Source organism: Cerasicoccus sp. TK19100 (assembly GCF_027257155.1).
In the GTDB taxonomy this organism is placed as follows: Bacteria; Verrucomicrobiota; Verrucomicrobiia; order Opitutales; family Cerasicoccaceae; genus Cerasicoccus; species Cerasicoccus fimbriatus.
Window position 1 is genome coordinate 659110 of record NZ_JAPWDU010000002.1, and the last position, 17374, is coordinate 676483.

At 56.4% G+C, this 17374-nt stretch carries 18 protein-coding genes; 11 read left to right on the top strand and 7 right to left on the bottom strand.

Annotated elements, in window-relative coordinates; translation table 11 throughout:
- Window positions 1-29: 29 nt before the first annotated feature.
- Genes O3S85_RS06255 through pgsA form a run of 3 tightly spaced genes read right to left on the bottom strand, consistent with a single transcriptional unit; the run spans window position 30 to window position 1373 of the window.
- Window positions 30-230 (bottom strand): hypothetical protein, encoded by a 201-nt coding sequence (locus O3S85_RS06255; protein ID WP_269538953.1) that lies wholly within the window; start codon window positions 228-230, stop codon window positions 30-32.
- A gap of 12 nt (window positions 231-242) precedes the next feature.
- The gene (locus tag O3S85_RS06260) at window positions 243-770 is read right to left on the bottom strand and encodes a phosphatidylglycerophosphatase A family protein (protein ID WP_269538954.1); all 528 of its coding nucleotides are present in this window, start codon (window positions 768-770) and stop codon (window positions 243-245) included.
- On the bottom strand, window positions 771-1373 hold the full coding sequence (gene pgsA / locus O3S85_RS06265; RefSeq protein WP_269538955.1) for a CDP-diacylglycerol--glycerol-3-phosphate 3-phosphatidyltransferase: 603 nt from the start codon (window positions 1371-1373) through the stop codon (window positions 771-773).
- Between the two features lie 256 nt (window positions 1374-1629).
- On the opposite strand from pgsA, the gene O3S85_RS06270 reads away from it, so the two are divergent.
- The 9 genes from O3S85_RS06270 (at window position 1630) to O3S85_RS06310 (ending at window position 9870) form a co-directional block, all read left to right on the top strand.
- Window positions 1630-2127 (top strand): MotA/TolQ/ExbB proton channel family protein, encoded by a 498-nt coding sequence (locus tag O3S85_RS06270; protein WP_269538956.1) that lies wholly within the window; start codon window positions 1630-1632, stop codon window positions 2125-2127.
- 110 nt (window positions 2128-2237) lie between these two features.
- A complete protein-coding gene (locus O3S85_RS06275; protein ID WP_269538957.1) occupies window positions 2238-2630 on the top strand; it encodes an ExbD/TolR family protein in 393 nt (130 codons plus the stop codon).
- Window positions 2631-3550: 920 nt separating this feature from the next.
- Window positions 3551-4087: a helix-turn-helix domain-containing protein gene (locus O3S85_RS06280; RefSeq protein ID WP_269538958.1), complete on the top strand. Its 537-nt coding sequence runs from the start codon at window positions 3551-3553 to the stop codon at window positions 4085-4087.
- 78 nt (window positions 4088-4165) lie between these two features.
- Window positions 4166-5539 (top strand): glycoside hydrolase family 88 protein, encoded by a 1374-nt coding sequence (locus O3S85_RS06285; RefSeq protein ID WP_269538959.1) that lies wholly within the window; start codon window positions 4166-4168, stop codon window positions 5537-5539.
- 102 nt (window positions 5540-5641) lie between these two features.
- Window positions 5642-6403 carry a sugar phosphate isomerase/epimerase family protein gene (locus tag O3S85_RS06290; RefSeq protein ID WP_269538960.1) on the top strand — a complete coding sequence of 254 codons (762 nt, stop codon included), beginning with the start codon at window positions 5642-5644 and terminating at the stop codon, window positions 6401-6403.
- Window positions 6404-6446: 43 nt separating this feature from the next.
- Window positions 6447-7259 carry a sugar phosphate isomerase/epimerase family protein gene (locus O3S85_RS06295; protein WP_269538961.1) on the top strand — a complete coding sequence of 271 codons (813 nt, stop codon included), beginning with the start codon at window positions 6447-6449 and terminating at the stop codon, window positions 7257-7259.
- 38 nt (window positions 7260-7297) lie between these two features.
- A complete protein-coding gene (locus O3S85_RS06300; protein WP_269538962.1) occupies window positions 7298-8449 on the top strand; it encodes a Gfo/Idh/MocA family protein in 1152 nt (383 codons plus the stop codon).
- 2 nt (window positions 8450-8451) lie between these two features.
- On the top strand, window positions 8452-9225 hold the full coding sequence (locus O3S85_RS06305) for a 3-ketoacyl-ACP reductase (protein ID WP_269538963.1): 774 nt from the start codon (window positions 8452-8454) through the stop codon (window positions 9223-9225).
- A gap of 18 nt (window positions 9226-9243) precedes the next feature.
- Complete coding sequence (locus tag O3S85_RS06310; protein WP_269538964.1) at window positions 9244-9870, top strand: bifunctional 4-hydroxy-2-oxoglutarate aldolase/2-dehydro-3-deoxy-phosphogluconate aldolase; 627 nt, start codon at window positions 9244-9246, stop codon at window positions 9868-9870.
- 83 nt (window positions 9871-9953) lie between these two features.
- Here O3S85_RS06310 and O3S85_RS06315 read toward each other — a convergent pair whose 3' ends face one another.
- Window positions 9954-11465, bottom strand: a complete 1512-nt coding sequence (locus O3S85_RS06315; protein WP_269538965.1) for a sulfatase family protein — start codon at window positions 11463-11465, stop codon at window positions 9954-9956.
- Window positions 11462-12205 carry a helix-turn-helix domain-containing protein gene (locus O3S85_RS06320; RefSeq protein ID WP_269538966.1) on the bottom strand — a complete coding sequence of 248 codons (744 nt, stop codon included), beginning with the start codon at window positions 12203-12205 and terminating at the stop codon, window positions 11462-11464. The genes O3S85_RS06315 and O3S85_RS06320 overlap by 4 nt, the downstream gene beginning before the upstream one ends.
- Before the next feature lie 368 nt (window positions 12206-12573).
- Here O3S85_RS06320 and arfB point away from each other — a divergent pair, with 368 nt between their 5' ends.
- A complete protein-coding gene (gene arfB, locus O3S85_RS06325; RefSeq protein ID WP_269538967.1) occupies window positions 12574-12984 on the top strand; it encodes an alternative ribosome rescue aminoacyl-tRNA hydrolase ArfB in 411 nt (136 codons plus the stop codon).
- Here arfB and O3S85_RS06330 read toward each other — a convergent pair.
- Entirely contained in the window at window positions 12981-13628 is a 648-nt protein-coding gene (locus O3S85_RS06330) for a response regulator transcription factor (protein WP_269538968.1), read from the bottom strand. The genes arfB and O3S85_RS06330 overlap by 4 nt on opposite strands.
- Window positions 13629-13695: 67 nt before the next feature.
- On the opposite strand from O3S85_RS06330, the gene O3S85_RS06335 reads away from it, so the two are divergent.
- Window positions 13696-16428, top strand: a complete 2733-nt coding sequence (locus tag O3S85_RS06335) for a TonB-dependent receptor domain-containing protein (RefSeq protein WP_269538969.1) — start codon at window positions 13696-13698, stop codon at window positions 16426-16428.
- Between the two features lie 16 nt (window positions 16429-16444).
- Here the strand turns inward: O3S85_RS06335 and O3S85_RS06340 are convergent, their stop codons facing one another.
- Entirely contained in the window at window positions 16445-17326 is an 882-nt protein-coding gene (locus O3S85_RS06340) for a hypothetical protein (protein WP_269538970.1), read from the bottom strand.
- Window positions 17327-17374 lie beyond the last annotated feature (48 nt).

Below are 17374 nucleotides of genomic sequence, written 5' to 3' on the forward strand. Positions count from 1 at the left end.
GATTGCGCTAAACTGATGAGACCTTGGCCTTAGAAACGCGTTTGCGCGGGCTGGTCGTGGTAGTTCTGAAAACCGGAGGTGCGGATGCTTTGTTGCTCGGCTTCGCGGTCGGCTTGCTGCGCTTTCATCTTAGTGGAATAGTCCAGCTCTTGTTCGCTGGTTTCGAGGTTCGCGCAGCCGGTTAGCACCCACACGGCGAGGAGCGTCGAAAGGAGGAGAAGGCGATGCATGACAGTGGATGGTTAAAGAATATACGGTCCGCCCAGCCATACCAGCAAGTGCAGGCAAATACAAGTCGCCACCCCCGCGGCCAGATCGTCGGCAACAACGCCCAACCCGCCCGGCATGAATTGCAATTGCTTAATGCCCAGCGGCTTCAGGATGTCGAAAAGGCGGAACAGCCCAAAGCCCGCCAGCAGGATCAGCCATGCCCAGCCGCCCCAGGCGGCAATCTCAGGCTGCAAGCCGATAAAACACACCGGCAGTGCCACGACTTCGTCGAGGATGATTTCGCCCGGGTCCCGCTTAAAGAGACGCTTTTCCGCCTCCCCGCAAAACGCGATGGAAAGATAAATCCACAGTGCCAGCATCAACAGATAGCCCAGCGGCGACAGTGGATAAAACATCACCGTGAAGAGGATCACCCCGGCCACCGAGCCATTGGTACCCGGCGCTTTGCCCAGGTAGCCCAGCGGGCCAAGCGTGGCCAGGTTCGTCACAATCGGGCTCGGCACAAACGCCGTCCAGGGATGCCATTTATCGGGGTTCATCTATTTTACATGCTTGTCGCCATCTTCCGGTGGCTTGAAGAGGAACCAGTATTTCACCAGATAGGTGCCACCGGATTGCACCGTCAGCCCAGTGGCAATGATGAAGAGCCCCATGCCAGCCCAGAAAAAGCCGTCGACAACGCCCTTGCTCGCGCCCATTTCCTGCGCGAGGGACAACACCAGCAGCAGAATGCTCGCTGCGAGAATTTGAAAGACGGTCTTGATCTTGCCGCCCTTCTCCGCCGCCAGCACCACGCCTCGACTCGCCGCCACCAAACGCAGCCCGGTGATGAGGAATTCCCGGCCGATGATCAGCAGCACCAGAAAGAGGCTCCAGCGCGGCATGAAGCCCGGTATCGTGATCAGAATCACAAACATACCGACCATCAGCACCTTGTCCGCCAGTGCGTCCATCAGCTTGCCAAAGTCGGTGATCATATTAAAGCGGCGCGCCACCCAGCCGTCCGCCCAGTCCGTAATCGCCGCGATAATAAACAGCACCAGCGCCGACAGCTTAGCATAGGGAAACTCCGCAAACAGCAGCGCCGCGATCACAAACAGGAACGCGATACGCGACAGGCTAAGCAGGTTAGGCAGATTCAAGGTTTCTAAAAAATTGGAGTTTCCGGCGGGCACTGATCGCGCCACAAACCCGCCACACTAGACAAGCCCATTCGGTGCCCAAGCCAAAAATATAGGAATCGCTCAAAACCCGCCCGCATCACGCTTCGGCGAAAATTTTCATTGCTAGCCGGGCGTTGAGGGTCAATGTCCCTACTCCATGACCAATTTACTGCAAGGAGCGGGATGGTTTCTCTATCCGCTGGCGCTGTGTTCAATATTGATGGTGTTCATCCTCGTGGAACGTCTCGTGGCACTGCGCAGTTCGAAGATCCTCCCGAAGTCGATCGTCGATAGCTTCGTCAAGGGCGACGTGCTGGAGCTCGAGGGCGACCACGACTCAACCGCAGGCCGCATTCTATTCTTCTACCAGCTCAACCGGCCGGACCCCGAGGCGCTCAAGGCCTTCGCCTCGCTGGAAACCGCCCGCCTCGAGCGCGGCATGTTCATCCTCGACATCGTTGTCGGTGCCGCGCCGCTCCTCGGCCTGCTCGGCACGGTGACGGGCCTCATCGACGTCTTCAGCGGCATCGACCCCAGCTCCGGCATGCCCGACCCGACTCAATTCATGCAAGGCATCGCCATGGCGCTGACCACCACCATGCTCGGCCTGTCCATCGCGATCCCGGCCCTCGTCGGCGCCAGTTATTTAAACCGCCGCGTCGACCTCCTCACCGCGCAACTCTTCGTCGGCGTCGAGCGCATGGTGGATCTGGCCAAGGGCCAGAAAGATTAAAGGAAAAAGATTAAAGGAAAAAGCGCCGACACGACGTTCATTCCTTTAGAGAATCCAACCCACCACTCTGAAACTTTAATCTTTTTCCTTTTTACTTTTTTCTTCCTTCCATGAAACGCCTCCGACCACGCCGCAAAGCCGAGATCAACATCGTGCCGTTGATCGACGTGTTGATCGTGCTCATTTTCTTCTTCCTGATGACGATGCAGTTCCGCAACATGAACGTGCTCAACATCACCCCGCCAAAAATGGAAACCGCCGGCAAAAGCGGCGAAGTTGAGCAGATCGTCATTGGCATCACCACCGAAGGAACCTTTTACCTGAACAACGAAATCGTCACTGAAGACGAGATCAAGTCGGCCTTCACCGAGGCCGCCCGCCAGGAAAACAAGCCCAACATCCTCGTCCAGGCCGATGAGGACGTCCCGCTCAAGCACGTAACGTTCGTCATGGACGAATCGCGCAAGGTCGAGCTGGGCAAAGTCCGCCTGCAAGCACGTTAAGCAGTCGCCCACCCTACGAAGGAAACCTTTCCACCGAAACATCCGCCTTTCCTGGCGGATTTTTTGTGCCCCGACACCTCATCCAAGGCAGGCAGGCAGCAATGCCCAATCATCGAGGCAGAATTGCGGGCCATTCAGCCGGAATGAACAGGGTTTGCGGCAGATTGAAAGACGGTTTGGGCAGATTCAGGCAGATTGCATGAACCTGGCGAGTGGTTAAAGACAGATTCGAAATGAATTCGGCAAGCGTGGCGGACTTAGACAAATTTCTCCCGCTACAAAGTACATTGCTATGCGGTTTGCCTAACTTTTCGTCCCGTAAGCAAGACGCGAAGCGTCACCCACCCAACTTGAATATAATTCTCGAATTGGTAGGGACGGTTGCCCTCAACCGTCCGTTGCCGCCAGTTGGCCGCCCCACATAAACACCTGGCTTGGCGCTCGGCCCTAACGCCCACGCTTAAACATGTCTTGCTGCGACGACTCATTCTTGCGCCTGCATCACTCAAACTGCACGCCAATGACACATCAATGCCACTATTGGCGCCATACATTTGAATGGCCGAGCCATAAATCTGACTTTCCTTGCAATACAGGCGTCTAGACGAGCAATTCAGACGAATGGACGAGCCATATATTCAAGTGGACGAGCAATAAATTCGAGTGGACGAGCCATAATTTTGACTGGCAGAGCTCTATTTTCGCGCCCTGAAAGCTGCTTGCCGACTGGTTTTGCACGCATTGCGCGGCCGGCAAGCCCGTTGTTTCGAGCCACCGCACAGCGAGAGCACCCACGCCGCCCATTGGTGGCCGTCGGCGCGGCCACGGCGCCTTAGTATTGCTCTAAAGATAAATATTTATGCATTTTTTGCCTTTAAAAATAAATAAAACCTGTTCTAATACGCTCAACCCCGTTACTCATGGCCTCCAACGAAACCACCCTCGATTTCTCCGTCGTTCGCGATATGCGCAAGCGCGCCGGCATGACGCTGGAGGACGTTTCCAAGCTCTGCGGCATCACCATTGCCGGCCTTTCCAAACTGGAGCGAAACCAGAACATGATCGAGCTCGACACCCTTTACCGCCTCGCGCGGGTGTTTGGCCTCTCCGCGACCGATCTGCTCAACCTCGCCGAGTCCTGCTCCGCCACCAAAAAAGATCAGGAGAGCTACATTTCCGGCCCATTCGACTTCGACCGTGTCGACTTCAAGGGCATCCAGTGCTACCACGCCACGGCCAAGGCCGGTGCCCAGCTCTCCAAGCCCGAGGCCCACGGCGACGACTTTGAAATCTGCTGGCTCAAGTCCGGCAAAATGCAGATCAACCTCCCCCGCGAAAAGCACCTCCTCGAGCCCGGCCAGGCGCTCAAATTCGACGCCGCCCTCGAGCACACCTACGAGATCCTCGAAGACAGCGAGATCACCATCATCCACCTCAACAAATCCCACCGCTTCTAAACCACCCCCGCAACCTCCCCACCCTCGAACCCTTACGAACTTTCGAACCCTACGAACCTTTCGAACATTTAAAATCCCATGATCGACCTAAAATCCGCTCCCGAACTCAAGTCTCTCGAGCCGCAGCTCAATCAATTCTTCAACTTGGCCAAGACCAAGATCAATGCCATCGACGCCGAATACGACGACGCCAAGGGCTCGCCGGTTTTCACCGTTGAAGGCAAATACACCACCCGCGGTTGGACCGAGTGGACCGAAGGTTTCCGCTACGGCATTTCCGTGCTCCACTTTGACGCCACGGGCGACGAGGAAAGCCTCGCCTCCGGCCGCAAGCGCACCGTCGACAAGATGGCCAACCACGTGAGCCACATCGGCGTGCACGACCACGGCTTCAACAACCTGTCGACTTACGGTAATCTGCGCCGCCTCATGCTCGAAGGCCGCATCCCCGAGAATGTTTGGGAGCGCAATTTCTACGAGCTCGCGATTAAGGTATCCGGCGCGGTGCAGGCTGCCCGTTGGACCAATCGCCAGGGCGGCGGCTTCATCCACTCGTTCAACGGACCGCACTCGCTCTTCGTCGACACGATCCGCAGTTGCCGCATCCTCATGGTCGCGCACCGCCTCGGCCATGTGCTGATGGGCGAAGGCGACAAGCCGATCAACCTGCTCGACCGCGCGCTCCAGCACATAGAGTCCACCGCGAAGTACAGCGTGTTCTACGGCGAAGGCCGCGACAGCTACGACGAGCGCGGGCGCACGACGCACGAAGCGATCTTCAACACCAAGGACGGCGCCTACCGCTGCCCCAACAGCCAGCAGGGTTACACCGGGTTCTCCACGTGGACCCGTGGTCAGTCCTGGGCAATCGTCGGCTTCGCCGAAGAGCTGGAGCTGCTCAAGGAATTCTCCGACGAAGAGCTCGCCGAGTTCGGTGGCCGCGAAGCCATCGAAGGCATGATGCTCAAGGCCGCCACCGCAACCGCCGACCACTGCATCGAAAACACGCCGGTCTGCGGCATTCCTTACTGGGACACCGGCGCGCCGAAGCTGCACTTGCTCGGTGATTACATGGACCGCCCGGCCGATCCTTACAACGCCTACGAGCCGGTCGACAGCTCCGCCGCCGCGATCAGTGCACAAGGCATGTTCCGCCTCGGCAAATACTTCGAAGCCAAGGGCGACGCCACTAGCGCCGAGAAATACACCAAGGCCGGCATCAAGATGGCGTCCAGCCTCTTCAGCGAGCCTTACCTCTCGACCGATCCGAAGCACCACGGCCTCATCCTGCACTCCATTTACCACGAGCCCAACGGCTGGGACCACAAGCCCGAAGCCGGCAAGGCCGCCCGTGGCGAGTCCTCCATGTGGGGCGACTACCACGCGATGGAGCTCGCGGTCTACCTGCAGCGCCTGATTAACGAAAAGCCTTATTATACGTTCTTCGCTTAAGGCGGAAAACGTTCGAAAGTTCGGAGGTGTGAAGGTTCGAAAGTATAGAACCAGAGCCCTGCAAAAACCTTCGAACCTTCTAACATTCAAACCTTCGAACCTATGTTAAAAACCGGCCTAACCTCCATCACCTTCCGTCCGCTGTCCGTCGATGAAATCATCGCGCTCGTTAAAGAGTGTGGCATCGACGGCATTGAATGGGGCGGCGACGTCCACGCCAAGCCCGGCGAAATCGAAGTCGCCCACGAAATCAAATCCAAGTGCGACGCTGCTGGCATCGACTGCCAGTCGTATGGTTCGTATTACCGTTGCGATATCGAAGCTGGTGACTTCGATGGCGACCTCGCCACCGCGCAAGCATTGGGCGCTACGGTGGTTCGCGTTTGGGCTGGCCGCAAGGGCTCCAATGACGCCGACGCGTCTTACCGCGCCGAGGTGGCCGAATCGCTGCGCAAGGCCGTCACTGCGGCAAGAGCGGCGGGCATCACCATTGGCCTCGAATACCACGGCGGCACTTTGACCGACACGCAGGCTTCCGCGCATCAGCTCCTCGCCGAAGTTGGCCTGCCCGAGCTGAAGCTTTACTGGCAGCCGCGCTCCGGCGGCACGTTGGAAGACGACCTCGTCCAGCTCAAAGCCGCCCTGCCTCATCTCGCCCACGTCCATTGCTTCCACTGGGGCCCCGGCGGCTGGAGTGACAAGCTGCCGCTCGCTGACGGCATCGCCCCGTGGACCGAATACCTGAAGCTCATCAAGCAGGCCGAAGGCGACCGCTACATCATCACGGAATTCGTCGCCGGCGACACGCCCGACCAATTCCGCGACGACGCCAAGATCCTCAAGCAACTCGTCGCCGACGCTTAATTCCCCACGCTCGCGAACTCGTAACTCATAACTCGCAACTTTCATGGACAACCTCGACCGACTTGCCATCCACACGATGACCACCAAGCCCTGGGACCTCCCCACGGCTTGCGCCAAGTATTCCGCCGCCGGCGTGCCCGGCGTCGGCCTCTGGCGCCAATGGCTCGACGGCCGCCCACTGGCCGAGTCCAAACAAATGCTCGACGACCACGGCCTCAAGGCGGTGTCGCTCGTTCGCAGCGGCTTTTATCCGTATCTCAACGCCGCCGAAAAGCAGGCTGCCTACGATGACAACATCAAGGCACTCGACGAAGCTGCCGCCGTGGGCGCGCCACAAGTCGTGCTGGTCTGCGGCGCCAAGCCCGAACTGAGCATCACCGAGAACCGCAAGCAGATCACCGAAGGCATTGGCTCGCTGATCGACCACGCAAGCAAGGTCGGCGTGAAGCTTTCCATCGAGCCCCTGCACCCGATGTATGCCGACTGCCGCAGCGCAGTCAACACCATCGGCCAGTGCAATGACATGATCGACCAACTCGGCGACGAGTGGGTAGGCATCGCGGCCGACGTTTACCACATCTGGTGGGACCCGCAGCTCGAGCAGGAAATCAAGCGCGCGGGCAAGCGCATTATAGGGTTCCACGTATGCGACTGGATGACCCCCACCGCCGACATGCTCAACGACCGTGGCCTGATGGGCGAAGGCTGCATAAATAACCGTGGCATCCGCGAGCTTGTTGAAGCCGCAGGTTTCGACGGCCCGATCGAAGTCGAAGTCTTCTCCACCCGCCACTGGGCAACTGACCAAGACGAGTATCTCGAAAAAATCATCAGCGCTTACAAAACCCACGTCTAAACCTTCCAACTTCCAACCTCCAAACATTCGAACTTAAAATGAAAACACACACCATCGGCATCATCATGAACGGCGTCACCGGACGCATGGGCACCAACCAGCATCTGCTTCGTTCCATCGACGCGATCATCAAGCAAGGCGGCGTTAAGGTCTCCCCGACCGAAGTCATCATGCCCGATCCGATCCTTGTCGGCCGCAATGAAGTAAAGCTCAAGACGCTCATTGAGAAGACCTCGGTCACCAAGTACACAACAGACTTGGACAGCGTCATGAATGATCCGGCCTACCCGATCTACTTCGACGCCCAAAGCACGCTGCGCCGCTTCGACGCCGTCAAGCAGGCCGCTGCCGCAGGCAAGCACGTTTACTGTGAAAAGCCGACCGCCATCACCACCGAAGACGCGCACAAGCTTTACGAAATTTGCCGCGACGCCGGCGTGAAGAACGGTGTGGTTCAAGATAAGCTCTGGCTGCCCGGCCTCGTGAAGGCCAAGCGCCTCATGGAAAACGGCTTCTTCGGCGACATCATGTCCGTCCGCGGCGAGTTCGGCTACTGGGTCTTCGAAGGCCACACCGTGCCGCCCCAGCGCCCGTCCTGGAACTATCGTAAGGAAGACGGCGGCGGCATGATCATCGACATGCTTTGCCATTGGCGTTACGTCATCGACAACCTCTTTGGCCCGGTAAAGGCAGTGTCCTGCCTCGCCGCAACGCACATCCCCGAGCGCATCGACGAAGAAGGCAAGCCCTACAAGTGCACCGCTGACGACTCCGCCTACTCAACCTTCGAGCTGGAAAACGGCGTCGTCTGCCACTTCAACTCATCTTGGAATGTTCGCGTCCGCCGCGACGACCTGCTGACCATGCAAATCGACGGCACCAAGGGCAGCGCGATCGTCGGCCTGCGCGACGTTTGGACCCAGCACTATGGCAACACGCCACGCCCGGTCTGGAATCCCGACATCGAAAACCCGATCAACTTCTTCGACGGCTGGCAGAAAGTTCCGGAACAGGAAACCTACGACAACGCTTTCAAGATTCAGTGGGAAATGTTCCTACGCCACGTGGTGCTCGACGAGCCGTTCCGCTGGAACCTGCTCGAAGGCGCCAAGGGTGTGCAGCTTGCTGAATATGGTTTGAAGAGCAGCGAGGAGCGTCGCTGGTTGGAACTGCCGGAACTGAAGGCCTAGTCATGAGCAAGCCTGTAGCATTCATCACTGGCGGCAGCCGAGGCATTGGCTTCGGTTGCGCCGCCAAGCTTGCTGAACTCGGGTTCAACGTCGCCATCAATGGGATGCGTGATGAGTCCGCGGTTTCTGAGCCGATCGAAGCACTAAAGGCGCTCGGTGCCGAGGTGCTTTACTGCCAGGGCGACATCGGTTCCGCCGATGCACGCGCTGCGATGCTCGGTAAGATCAAGGAACGCTTCGGCAAGCTCAACGTCCTCGTGAACAACGCGGGCGTGGCGCCGAAGGAGCGTAAGGATATCCTGGAAGCGACCGAGGAAAGCTTCGACTACGTCGTCGGCACCAACGTCAAGGGTCCCTACTTCCTGAGCCAAGCTGCGGCCAACTGGATGATCGAGCAAAAGGCCGCCGCGCCGGACGAGTTCTTTACGATCATCAACGTGGGCTCCATCTCGGCAACCGTTGTTTCGACCAACCGCGGTGAGTATTGCGTGTCCAAGGCGGGCATCGCGATGATGTCGCAGCTCTTTGCCGCCCGTCTCGGTGAGTATGACATTCCGGTTTACGAAATTCGCCCGGGCGTCATCAAGACCGACATGACTAGTGGCGTGACTGATAAGTATGATAAGCTCATCGGCGATGGCCTTTGCGTTACCAAGCGCTGGGGTTTCCCGGAAGACATCGGCAAGGCCGTGGGTTCGCTCGCCAAGGGTGACTTCCCCTACTCGACCGGTCAGGTAATCATGATTGACGGCGCCTTGACGATGCCACGTCTTTAATATGGAAAGATTAAAGCCATGGTAAATCTAGAACAATTCCCTGTCATTCCGGTCATCGTCATCGATCACGCTGACGACGCTGAACCGCTTGCTGATGCTCTGCTCAAAGGCGGCCTGAACATTATCGAGGTCACTTTCCGCACTGCGGCGGCAGCAGACGCCATTGAGCGCATTGCGAACAAGTTTCCGGAAATGCTCGTTGGCGCCGGCACCGTAGTCACTCACGAACAGGCCCAACGCGCGATCAACGCGGGCAGCAAGTTTGGCCTGGCACCAGGCACCGACCCCGACACCATCGCATACTTCAAGGGCAAGAACGTCCCGTTCATCCCAGGCGTCATGACGCCGTCGGACATTCAAGCGGCCTACAAGGCGGGCTGTGAGCGGCTGAAGTTCTTCCCGGCAGGCGCAGCGGGCGGCCCCAAGCTGCTCAAGGCGATGTCCGCTCCTTATGGAAACCTCGGCATCAAGTTCTGCCCCACGGGCGGCGTGTCTTTGGACAACATGCTGGAGTATTTATCGATGAAGGAAGTTTTCGCCATCGGCGGTTCCTGGCTCGCGACGAAGGATCAAATCGCCAACAAGGATTGGTCCGGCATCACCCAACAAGTGAAGGAAGCGCTCGCCAAGGCGGCTGAAGCGTAGTCCAACTTTTTAAATAAACACCAAAGCGCCCGGGCCATTCACCCGGGCGCTTTGTTGGGCAAAGTTACTTTGTCTTGCAGAGTTTATGTGCCTGGCTCCACCACGCCATGCTTCGCGGCAAGGCGGTCAGCGGCTTCGGCACGACCGGTATCACGCAACCGCTGTAGATAGGCTACGGGGTCGGTCTTTGAGTGCAACGATCCGCCTTCGCTAAGCACGGTGTCCAGCGGGTCGATATCGAAGCGGGACTTGTTCATCATCTCTTCCTTCCACTGCGCGATCATGGCCTTGCCCTTTTCGACCAACTCCGGTTGCGAGTCGGCGAGGTTGTTTTGCTCGTGGGGATCATTGGCCAGATCGAAGAGCATCAGGTCCGGATAGTCATGCCAAGAGTCGTGATACGTCTCGATACAGATATAGTCGTCCCAACGAGCCGCCCGCTGGCAGCACCAAGCCGCCTGCGAGACCACCAGGTTTTCACGGTGCGCCTTGTTGGGGCTGTTTAAATTCTGCGAGAAGCCTTGTCCATCCCACTCCTCAGGCACTTCCATACCGGCAAGCTCCAGCGAGGTCGCGGCCATGTCGATAGAATACATCAGGCGATCATCGGACTCGCCTGCACGGCTGTCCGTAACGCCTGGCCAGCGCACAATCATCGGTATATTGCAGGTAAACTGATCGGCGGTTTGGTGGTCACCATACACGTTCAGCTCGCCAAGGTTTTCCCCGTGATCGGCGGAGATAATGATCGCCGTGTTATCATAAAGCCCCTGCTCCTTCAGTGACTGAATAATCTGGCAAACATAGCGGTCGGCGTAGGCCACGCCGCAGTCATAACCGTCGAACATCGCGCGCGCCTCCTTCATGCTTTTAATCGAGTCCGGCTGACGCAGTGCAACCGCGTCACGCCCATTATACATCCATTTCGGTTTTGGGAAATAATCGTTCACCTCTTGCGCGGAGTGCGGCCCGGCCTGTAGCCAATGTTTCTGGCGCACCTCTTCATCATACCAAGCGGGCAACGGCTCATTCGCAAACGGATTACCGAAGTCCACCGGCGTTCGGTACGGCGTATGCGGGTCCCAAACATTGAGCCACATGAAGAACGGTTTATCGCCCTTGTTGGATTGAGCGGCATTGCGCTCAATCCAATCAGTGACCTGTGGCGCGATGACATCCGCCGTCTCTTGGCCTCCGCCGCCGGTGTTATGAATTTCCATGAACCCTGCGTACCAATGCCACGCGCCATGCCGCTGTGCAAACGGACTGAACGCCACCGTGTGGTAGCCCTTGTTCTGAAATTGACTGGCCCAGTTTGGCTGCGTCATGTTGCACGAGAACTGACGATCCTCGCCCCATATGAATGGCTGTGACGCGACGCCTCCGTGATTGATCACCCCCGTATGAATGCCAAAGCGCCCTGTCGTCATCGCAGTGCGGCTAGGCAGGCAGGGCGCATCCGGTGCATAGCAGTTGGTGAAGCGCACGCCCTCTGCGGCAATGGCGTCGAGATTCGGGCTGGTCTTGCGAAGGTAGCCATAGCAGCCGAGATGGTCGGGCCGCAACGAGTCGATATCGATGTAGAGAATGTTCATGGGATCGGGTTAGATTTTAGGGTTTTGATCAGGTGGGGCTTTTCCCGCTCGGCCAACGGTGTGAGTCGTTGAGCAATTGCAAGCACGCCAACAAGTGTGTCGCCATCGAGAATCGGGTAAGCAAAGCGCCGGTAGCCATATTCGTTAAAATCATTGTCCAGAGCCCAACCGCTTTCCCGCACTTCCGCGATGCGCTGTTGTGCGGTGCGCACGCTGACTTTCTTTTGGCGGCCTTCATTCCAGACCCACGACCCACTGCTGGGCACGGTCGTTTCCTGAAAGGCAAAGAAGATCAACGACGTCGCGTCGAGTTCCTGCAAATTCCGCTCAAAGCCAATACGGGCGCGCAGCGAGACCAGTTCGTTTTCCGGCTCAGCACGGTCACTCAGCACCAGTGTGTTTCGCTCCAGGCGGTAGAGCTCCACGCAGCAGTTCACATCGTTCGCCAACTTCGGTAAGCGGGTTCTTGCGCGCTCCAATACCTCCGACGCATCCGGCACGATCGGACAAAGCTTCTGCCGCGCCTGCCAGAGCTTGGAATCCTCACTGCGGCTCACGGCCCCATACGCCTCCAACGCCTGCAAATAGCGCAAGATCGACGACTTCGGCCATGAAGTTTTCTTGGCCAACAACTCCAATGAGCAGCGCCCATCACTGGCCAGTATTGCCAGTAAGTCCAAGCCTCGGGTTAAGGCCGGAGCCGAATCCGGCTTTATCGAGCTATCTACTGCTACACTCATGTTCTATATTTGAAATTTATTGTTCTTTATATAAAACACAGGCCGCAGTTCAAGGCCATTGTGAAATTGAAAGCACTGGCTAATTTGAGCTGCTTAAGTTCTCGCCGGTGGCATCAACCAATGGATATAGACTGTAGGTTTTACGCTGTAGGCTTTGAGCTGGATAGCTTCTCAATCTCGGCGGATGAGATGAACTGACAATGGATGGCGTCGGCTGGAATTTCCAGCAATCAGGTCATTGTTACCGGCAGTGATAACGCTCCAGAATACGTGTGCGATGGCATGCAAGGACAACCAACGGGAAATCAAATTAATAAAGAAGGGTTGCCAGCGTCGGTGTTCTCGACTGCCGTAAGTTATCCTGAGCAATGCTAAAACTGTCCGCCAGAGTCACGATCCCCGCGCACGAAATCCAGTGGAACATGGTGCGTGCGCAGGGTCCCGGTGGGCAGCACGTTAATAAAACCTCGACGGCAGTGCAGCTGTTTTTCGACATAAAGGCGTCCTCCCTGCCCGACTATTACAAGGAGCGGCTGCTCAAGCTGAATGACTACCGCATTACCGATGGCGGCAAGGTCGTCATCAAAGTACAGGACTCACGCTCACAGGAAGCGAATCGGCATCTGGCGCTGGAGCGACTGCGGTTATTCATCATGGACGCAATGAAGGTCGAAAAAAAGCGTCGCCCGACCAAGCCAACCCGCGGCTCGCAGAAGCGCCGGATCGAGAAGAAAAAGCAACAAGGCGAAAAGAAGGCGCTTCGCCGCAAGCTGGATTAATTATCAATTTGGGCGCTCTCGTCGATGTCCCAAAACCCTTGAGCAATACCATAGCGCATGAGCTCGGTAGTGGCGTGCAGCTCAAGTTTTTTCATGATGTTACGCCGATGCCAGCGCACCGTCTTATCACTTAGATTGATCATCACACCGATGGTAGAGTCGTCCAAGCCCTTCGAAAATAATGGCAGCAGCTCCAGTTCCTTGTTGCTTAATATTTTGTGAAACGCTAAGGGATTCTTGCGTATCTCATCCCTGACTTGCGAGAAGGACTCCGAGAAATACGGTTCGCCGCGAGAAATCGCATCCAACGCATCCATGACAGTTTCCAGCTCATCATTGAACTTATTGACGTATCCGTGCACGCCGGATTTCAACAATCGAAAAACTGTTACACTATCCAGCTTGGCAGATAGGGCTAAAACCCTTAATGATGACTGCTCCTCAATTAAAGTTTCCGCAACCGATATCCCATCCGGCTCAGGAATCCGAATATCCAACAACAGAATTTCAGGTTGAGTCGCACGGCATACGTCCAATGCTTCCTGACCACTTCCAGCCTCCCCCACGACCTCATATTTTTCGCTGCACATCTTAACGATCAACTGGCGGAATAAACTCTGGTCCTCAACAACGACAACTCTCATATGCGCTTAATATGGTGTTAACCTTAGACGGTTACAAGAAAGAGCGCTATTTTTTCTCGTTACTGCAATGATTAAAAATTTTAACCTGCTAATCCGTATTTCAGCACTGCTGCCTCTCGTTGTGGGGCATTCAGGGCTACAAGGGCAGGAAGAATCCCCCGACTACAGTGATTCAACCGAAGTCGATACACTTGAGCCAGTATACATGTTTGGGTCTCTTTTTACCCCTCATCAAGTCGACACTAAAGAGCCGATTACATTTCTATCCCCTGAAGACATAGAGTTGATGGGAGTTCAACGTCCCATCGAAGCCTTGCGCCTCCAACCGATGATGTTCGGTGCCATGAATACTGAAAATGACAGCAATGGCGGCACCGGATCGGCCTCGCCCAACATTCATGGCCTCGGCACGCTCCGCACATTAAACTTGATCAACGGACGGCGCGCTGGTGGCAACAGCGCCTTCAACCTGCAGCCTGGCGGCTTCGCCAACTACAACTTGATACCACAGGCTGCGATTGCCGGTATGGAAATCCTCCCCGAATCGGCGAGCACCACGTATGGCTCTGACGCCATAGCCGGCGCGATCAATGTGGACCTGATACGACGTTTTGAAGGAGTGCAGGTGTCCGGCCTTTACGGCGATACCACATCCGGCGGTGGCCAAACCCAACAGTATTCGCTCACCGGTGGCTTCTACCTCGACGAAGACACACACCTTACCCTCCTGGGAAGCTTTTACGATCAGCAGGTCATCTGGGCCAGAGACCGGAGCCTCTCTTCCACGACCGATTTCCGCTCCCGTGGGGGCACCAATCGCGGCAGCAGCACTTTCTCCGGGCGCGCAAATCTTCGCGTTGGCGGAAATCCGGTTCAGAGCGTCCTCGCACCCGGCGTCGATTTTCCCACATCCGGTGCAAGCTACGTCCCCTACAATCAGAGCACCGACGCATTTAACTACAACCAGTATGCGCCGGTCATTCCCGCGTTGGAGATTGCCAATGGATACGCCGCGCTAGAGCACGAGTTGTCAGAACAGATAACGCTCTATGGCGACTTCCTCTACGCATACAGCAATCAAGACAACGGCCTGGCACCGGCCCCCTGGAGCGCATCGAATGCCCCTGGGCTGCTCACAGCGGTTCGCGCTAGCCCACATACGCCCGTGGCACCGACGGATGTGCTTGATGTTAGCTACCGCAATTTTGAAGAAGGTAACCTCCTGACGCAGTTCACGCGAAACGCCTTTCGCGTAGTGGGTGGCGCACGCGGGATTGTCGACGATCGCTGGGAATGGGACAGCGCGTTACTCTATACTCAAACCGATTTTAAAGCCAACATCAGCGGTATCTCCGACGCCAGGCTACTCATCCCCCATATCAATAGCGGGCTCTTCAACCCCTATGCGCGATCCGTCACGGGTGTGAATGGTGGCATTGCCTTTGATAACGCCACTGCGCTGAACGCCGCTTCAATTAAGGCTCGAGACGAGTTCTACGAGAATCTGTTTTCCTATGACGCCACCGTTTCCGGTGAAGTCTTTAAACTTCCGGCAGGCAGTCTCACCAGCGCCGTCGGGGCAGAGATACGTTATGAAAGCATTGACGCCACCCCGGACCCGATCTGGGGAACCCGGCAAAACCTGGGGGGAACGGGATACGCCAGCCCGTTTTCCGGAAAGCGCGAAGTCTTTGCCTTGTTTAATGAAAACCGCATTCCGCTCATTTCCAGCGAGCAGAAGATTACTGGCATCCACCAGTTGGACCTCAGCATCGGGCTGCGCTACGAAAATTTCTCCGATCAGGGCGACGATCCCATCACCAACCTGCAGGCCAATAACCGCTACGACAACTTTTCCTGGGAGGCCGCCATTCAGTTAAAGCCGATTGAGAGTGTCACGCTACGCGGTTCCTACAGCACTGGTTTCCGTGCCCCCACCTTGTTTGAATCCTACGCCAGCGATGTTTTCGACTTTCCTATTTTGGTGGACCCAACCGGTGCCACTCCTCCCGGCACACCAATCCCAACACTGGTCCGAGGCAATCCCAACCTAGACCCGGAGACCTCGCAGAGCTGGAATGCCTCCGCCGAATGGCAACCGGAACCTGTGCCCGGCCTCACGCTTCGCGCCACCTACTACTATGTAAATGTAGACGATGCTATCGCCAATGGCGCACAATTCACCCTCGATAACGATCCCTCCAATGTCATTCGTCGGCCGGACGGAACCGTGGCTCTGGTTAACTCCAAATTTTTCAATGCCTCCAGCCTGACCACCCAAGGCATGGACTACACCATCGAGTATGAACGCCCATTGAGCACCGCAGTAAGCATGGTCACCACGCTGAGCGTGAACCAAGTTATTTCGTACGAAGCGGTCGTGCCTGGCGTGGGAAACATCGACTTCGCTGGCAACTATATTGACAAGCGCTCCAATAATCTGAGCCCGGGCGCGATCCCAAAGTGGCGCGGTCTATACACGCTGTTTTTCTTTGTTTATGACGCTTCCCTTGGCGCTACGGTGCAATACATCGGCTCCTACAACGATGACTCAAGCTTTACCGCCGGTAACCAGCCGCGACGGGTGTCCGATTACGCAACACTCAACTTGGTAGCAACCTATGAGTTCAAGGATAGCGGCAGTGCCCTTCTCAACGGAAGCACCGTTGCCATAGGGGTAGATAATGTCTTTAACAGCAGCCCCCCATTTGCCGCCGGTGCGTTTGCCGACGGCTACGACACGTCACTCTACTCGATTCAAAACCGCTTCATCTACGGATCGATCAGTAAAAAGTTCTAACGGCAAGCGGACCCAATTACCAAAAGAAATAGTCGGCTCTGTCGCTCGCGAATTCACGGTTCGGCTGCTCGTAGACCACGCGCCAAACGGTTACGTATTGATCCCAAGGCCCCTTAACCTTACGATCAATCAGGACTTTGGGCTTGGTGGACCATTTTCCAGCCGGACGGCTCTCCATGCGCTTGATTAATTCAGTGAACCCATCCGGACGCGAGTAGAACAATGCCCGCTTTTCAAACAAATGCTGCGACTGCTGGACATATTCGAGATCAATGGACTCATGCTTTTGATAGTGTTCTTTAATGATGTTCGCCATGCGGTGCATTTCCACCGCTGCGCGCCAACAGGCATCCCCCTCTTTATTCGCTAACCCGAAACCGTAAGTATAAAATCGCTCCTCCACGAATTGCCAGAGCAGTACCACCACATGGTCGCTGATAGGATTCTCCAATTGGATAGCGCGAATCCCTGGGTATGGATCGCCCAATGCAGTGTAGTCAAGATGCCCCTCCCACCACAGGATCAAAATATGGCGCTCAATTGCCTCACGCTCGGCCGACTGCCGGGCACCCTTGTCGAACAAACCTGGAAATGCGCCCATTCCATTTGAGGTCGGATCATAGTCAAAGCCGTATTCGCTGACGTTATTTAACTTACACTCACGAAACGCCCACCTTTCCAGGGCTTCAGAGACGGCGCGAAACCTGGCAGTCGTCGGATCGGATGCGGAACCAACACCATCCGGATACGGCTGATCGATACGCAACTCATCCCGCAGGAAACCGGCTGCGGAATATTGCTCCCGTCCCAAAATTACCTCAATGCCGACCTCCATTGATTTGATCGGCCCTCCATCCTTGGACATGACATCCCGATATTTGATCGGGGCTAAGTTCATGTTCATAGTATTAAACAATAAGCGTGCCGCTTCCGACAGGAAAGCGAC

What these genes read in the sequence shown, in the direction of transcription:
- O3S85_RS06255 (WP_269538953.1), bottom strand. Translation starts at nt 230, where the DNA reads ATGCATCGCCTTCTCCTCCTTTCGACGCTCCTCGCCGTGTGGGTGCTA.
- O3S85_RS06260 (WP_269538954.1), bottom strand. Translation starts at nt 770, where the DNA reads ATGAACCCCGATAAATGGCATCCCTGGACGGCGTTTGTGCCGAGCCCG.
- O3S85_RS06275 (WP_269538957.1), top strand. Translation starts at nt 2,238, where the DNA reads ATGAAACGCCTCCGACCACGCCGCAAAGCCGAGATCAACATCGTGCCG.
- O3S85_RS06280 (WP_269538958.1), top strand. Translation starts at nt 3,551, where the DNA reads ATGGCCTCCAACGAAACCACCCTCGATTTCTCCGTCGTTCGCGATATG.
- O3S85_RS06285 (WP_269538959.1), top strand. Translation starts at nt 4,166, where the DNA reads ATGATCGACCTAAAATCCGCTCCCGAACTCAAGTCTCTCGAGCCGCAG.
- O3S85_RS06290 (WP_269538960.1), top strand. Translation starts at nt 5,642, where the DNA reads ATGTTAAAAACCGGCCTAACCTCCATCACCTTCCGTCCGCTGTCCGTC.
- O3S85_RS06295 (WP_269538961.1), top strand. Translation starts at nt 6,447, where the DNA reads ATGGACAACCTCGACCGACTTGCCATCCACACGATGACCACCAAGCCC.
- O3S85_RS06300 (WP_269538962.1), top strand. Translation starts at nt 7,298, where the DNA reads ATGAAAACACACACCATCGGCATCATCATGAACGGCGTCACCGGACGC.
- O3S85_RS06305 (WP_269538963.1), top strand. Translation starts at nt 8,452, where the DNA reads ATGAGCAAGCCTGTAGCATTCATCACTGGCGGCAGCCGAGGCATTGGC.
- O3S85_RS06310 (WP_269538964.1), top strand. Translation starts at nt 9,244, where the DNA reads ATGGTAAATCTAGAACAATTCCCTGTCATTCCGGTCATCGTCATCGAT.
- O3S85_RS06315 (WP_269538965.1), bottom strand. Translation starts at nt 11,465, where the DNA reads ATGAACATTCTCTACATCGATATCGACTCGTTGCGGCCCGACCATCTC.
- O3S85_RS06320 (WP_269538966.1), bottom strand. Translation starts at nt 12,205, where the DNA reads ATGAGTGTAGCAGTAGATAGCTCGATAAAGCCGGATTCGGCTCCGGCC.
- arfB (WP_269538967.1), top strand. Translation starts at nt 12,574, where the DNA reads ATGCTAAAACTGTCCGCCAGAGTCACGATCCCCGCGCACGAAATCCAG.
- O3S85_RS06330 (WP_269538968.1), bottom strand. Translation starts at nt 13,628, where the DNA reads ATGAGAGTTGTCGTTGTTGAGGACCAGAGTTTATTCCGCCAGTTGATC.
- O3S85_RS06335 (WP_269538969.1), top strand. Translation starts at nt 13,696, where the DNA reads ATGATTAAAAATTTTAACCTGCTAATCCGTATTTCAGCACTGCTGCCT.
- O3S85_RS06340 (WP_269538970.1), bottom strand. Translation starts at nt 17,326, where the DNA reads ATGAACTTAGCCCCGATCAAATATCGGGATGTCATGTCCAAGGATGGA.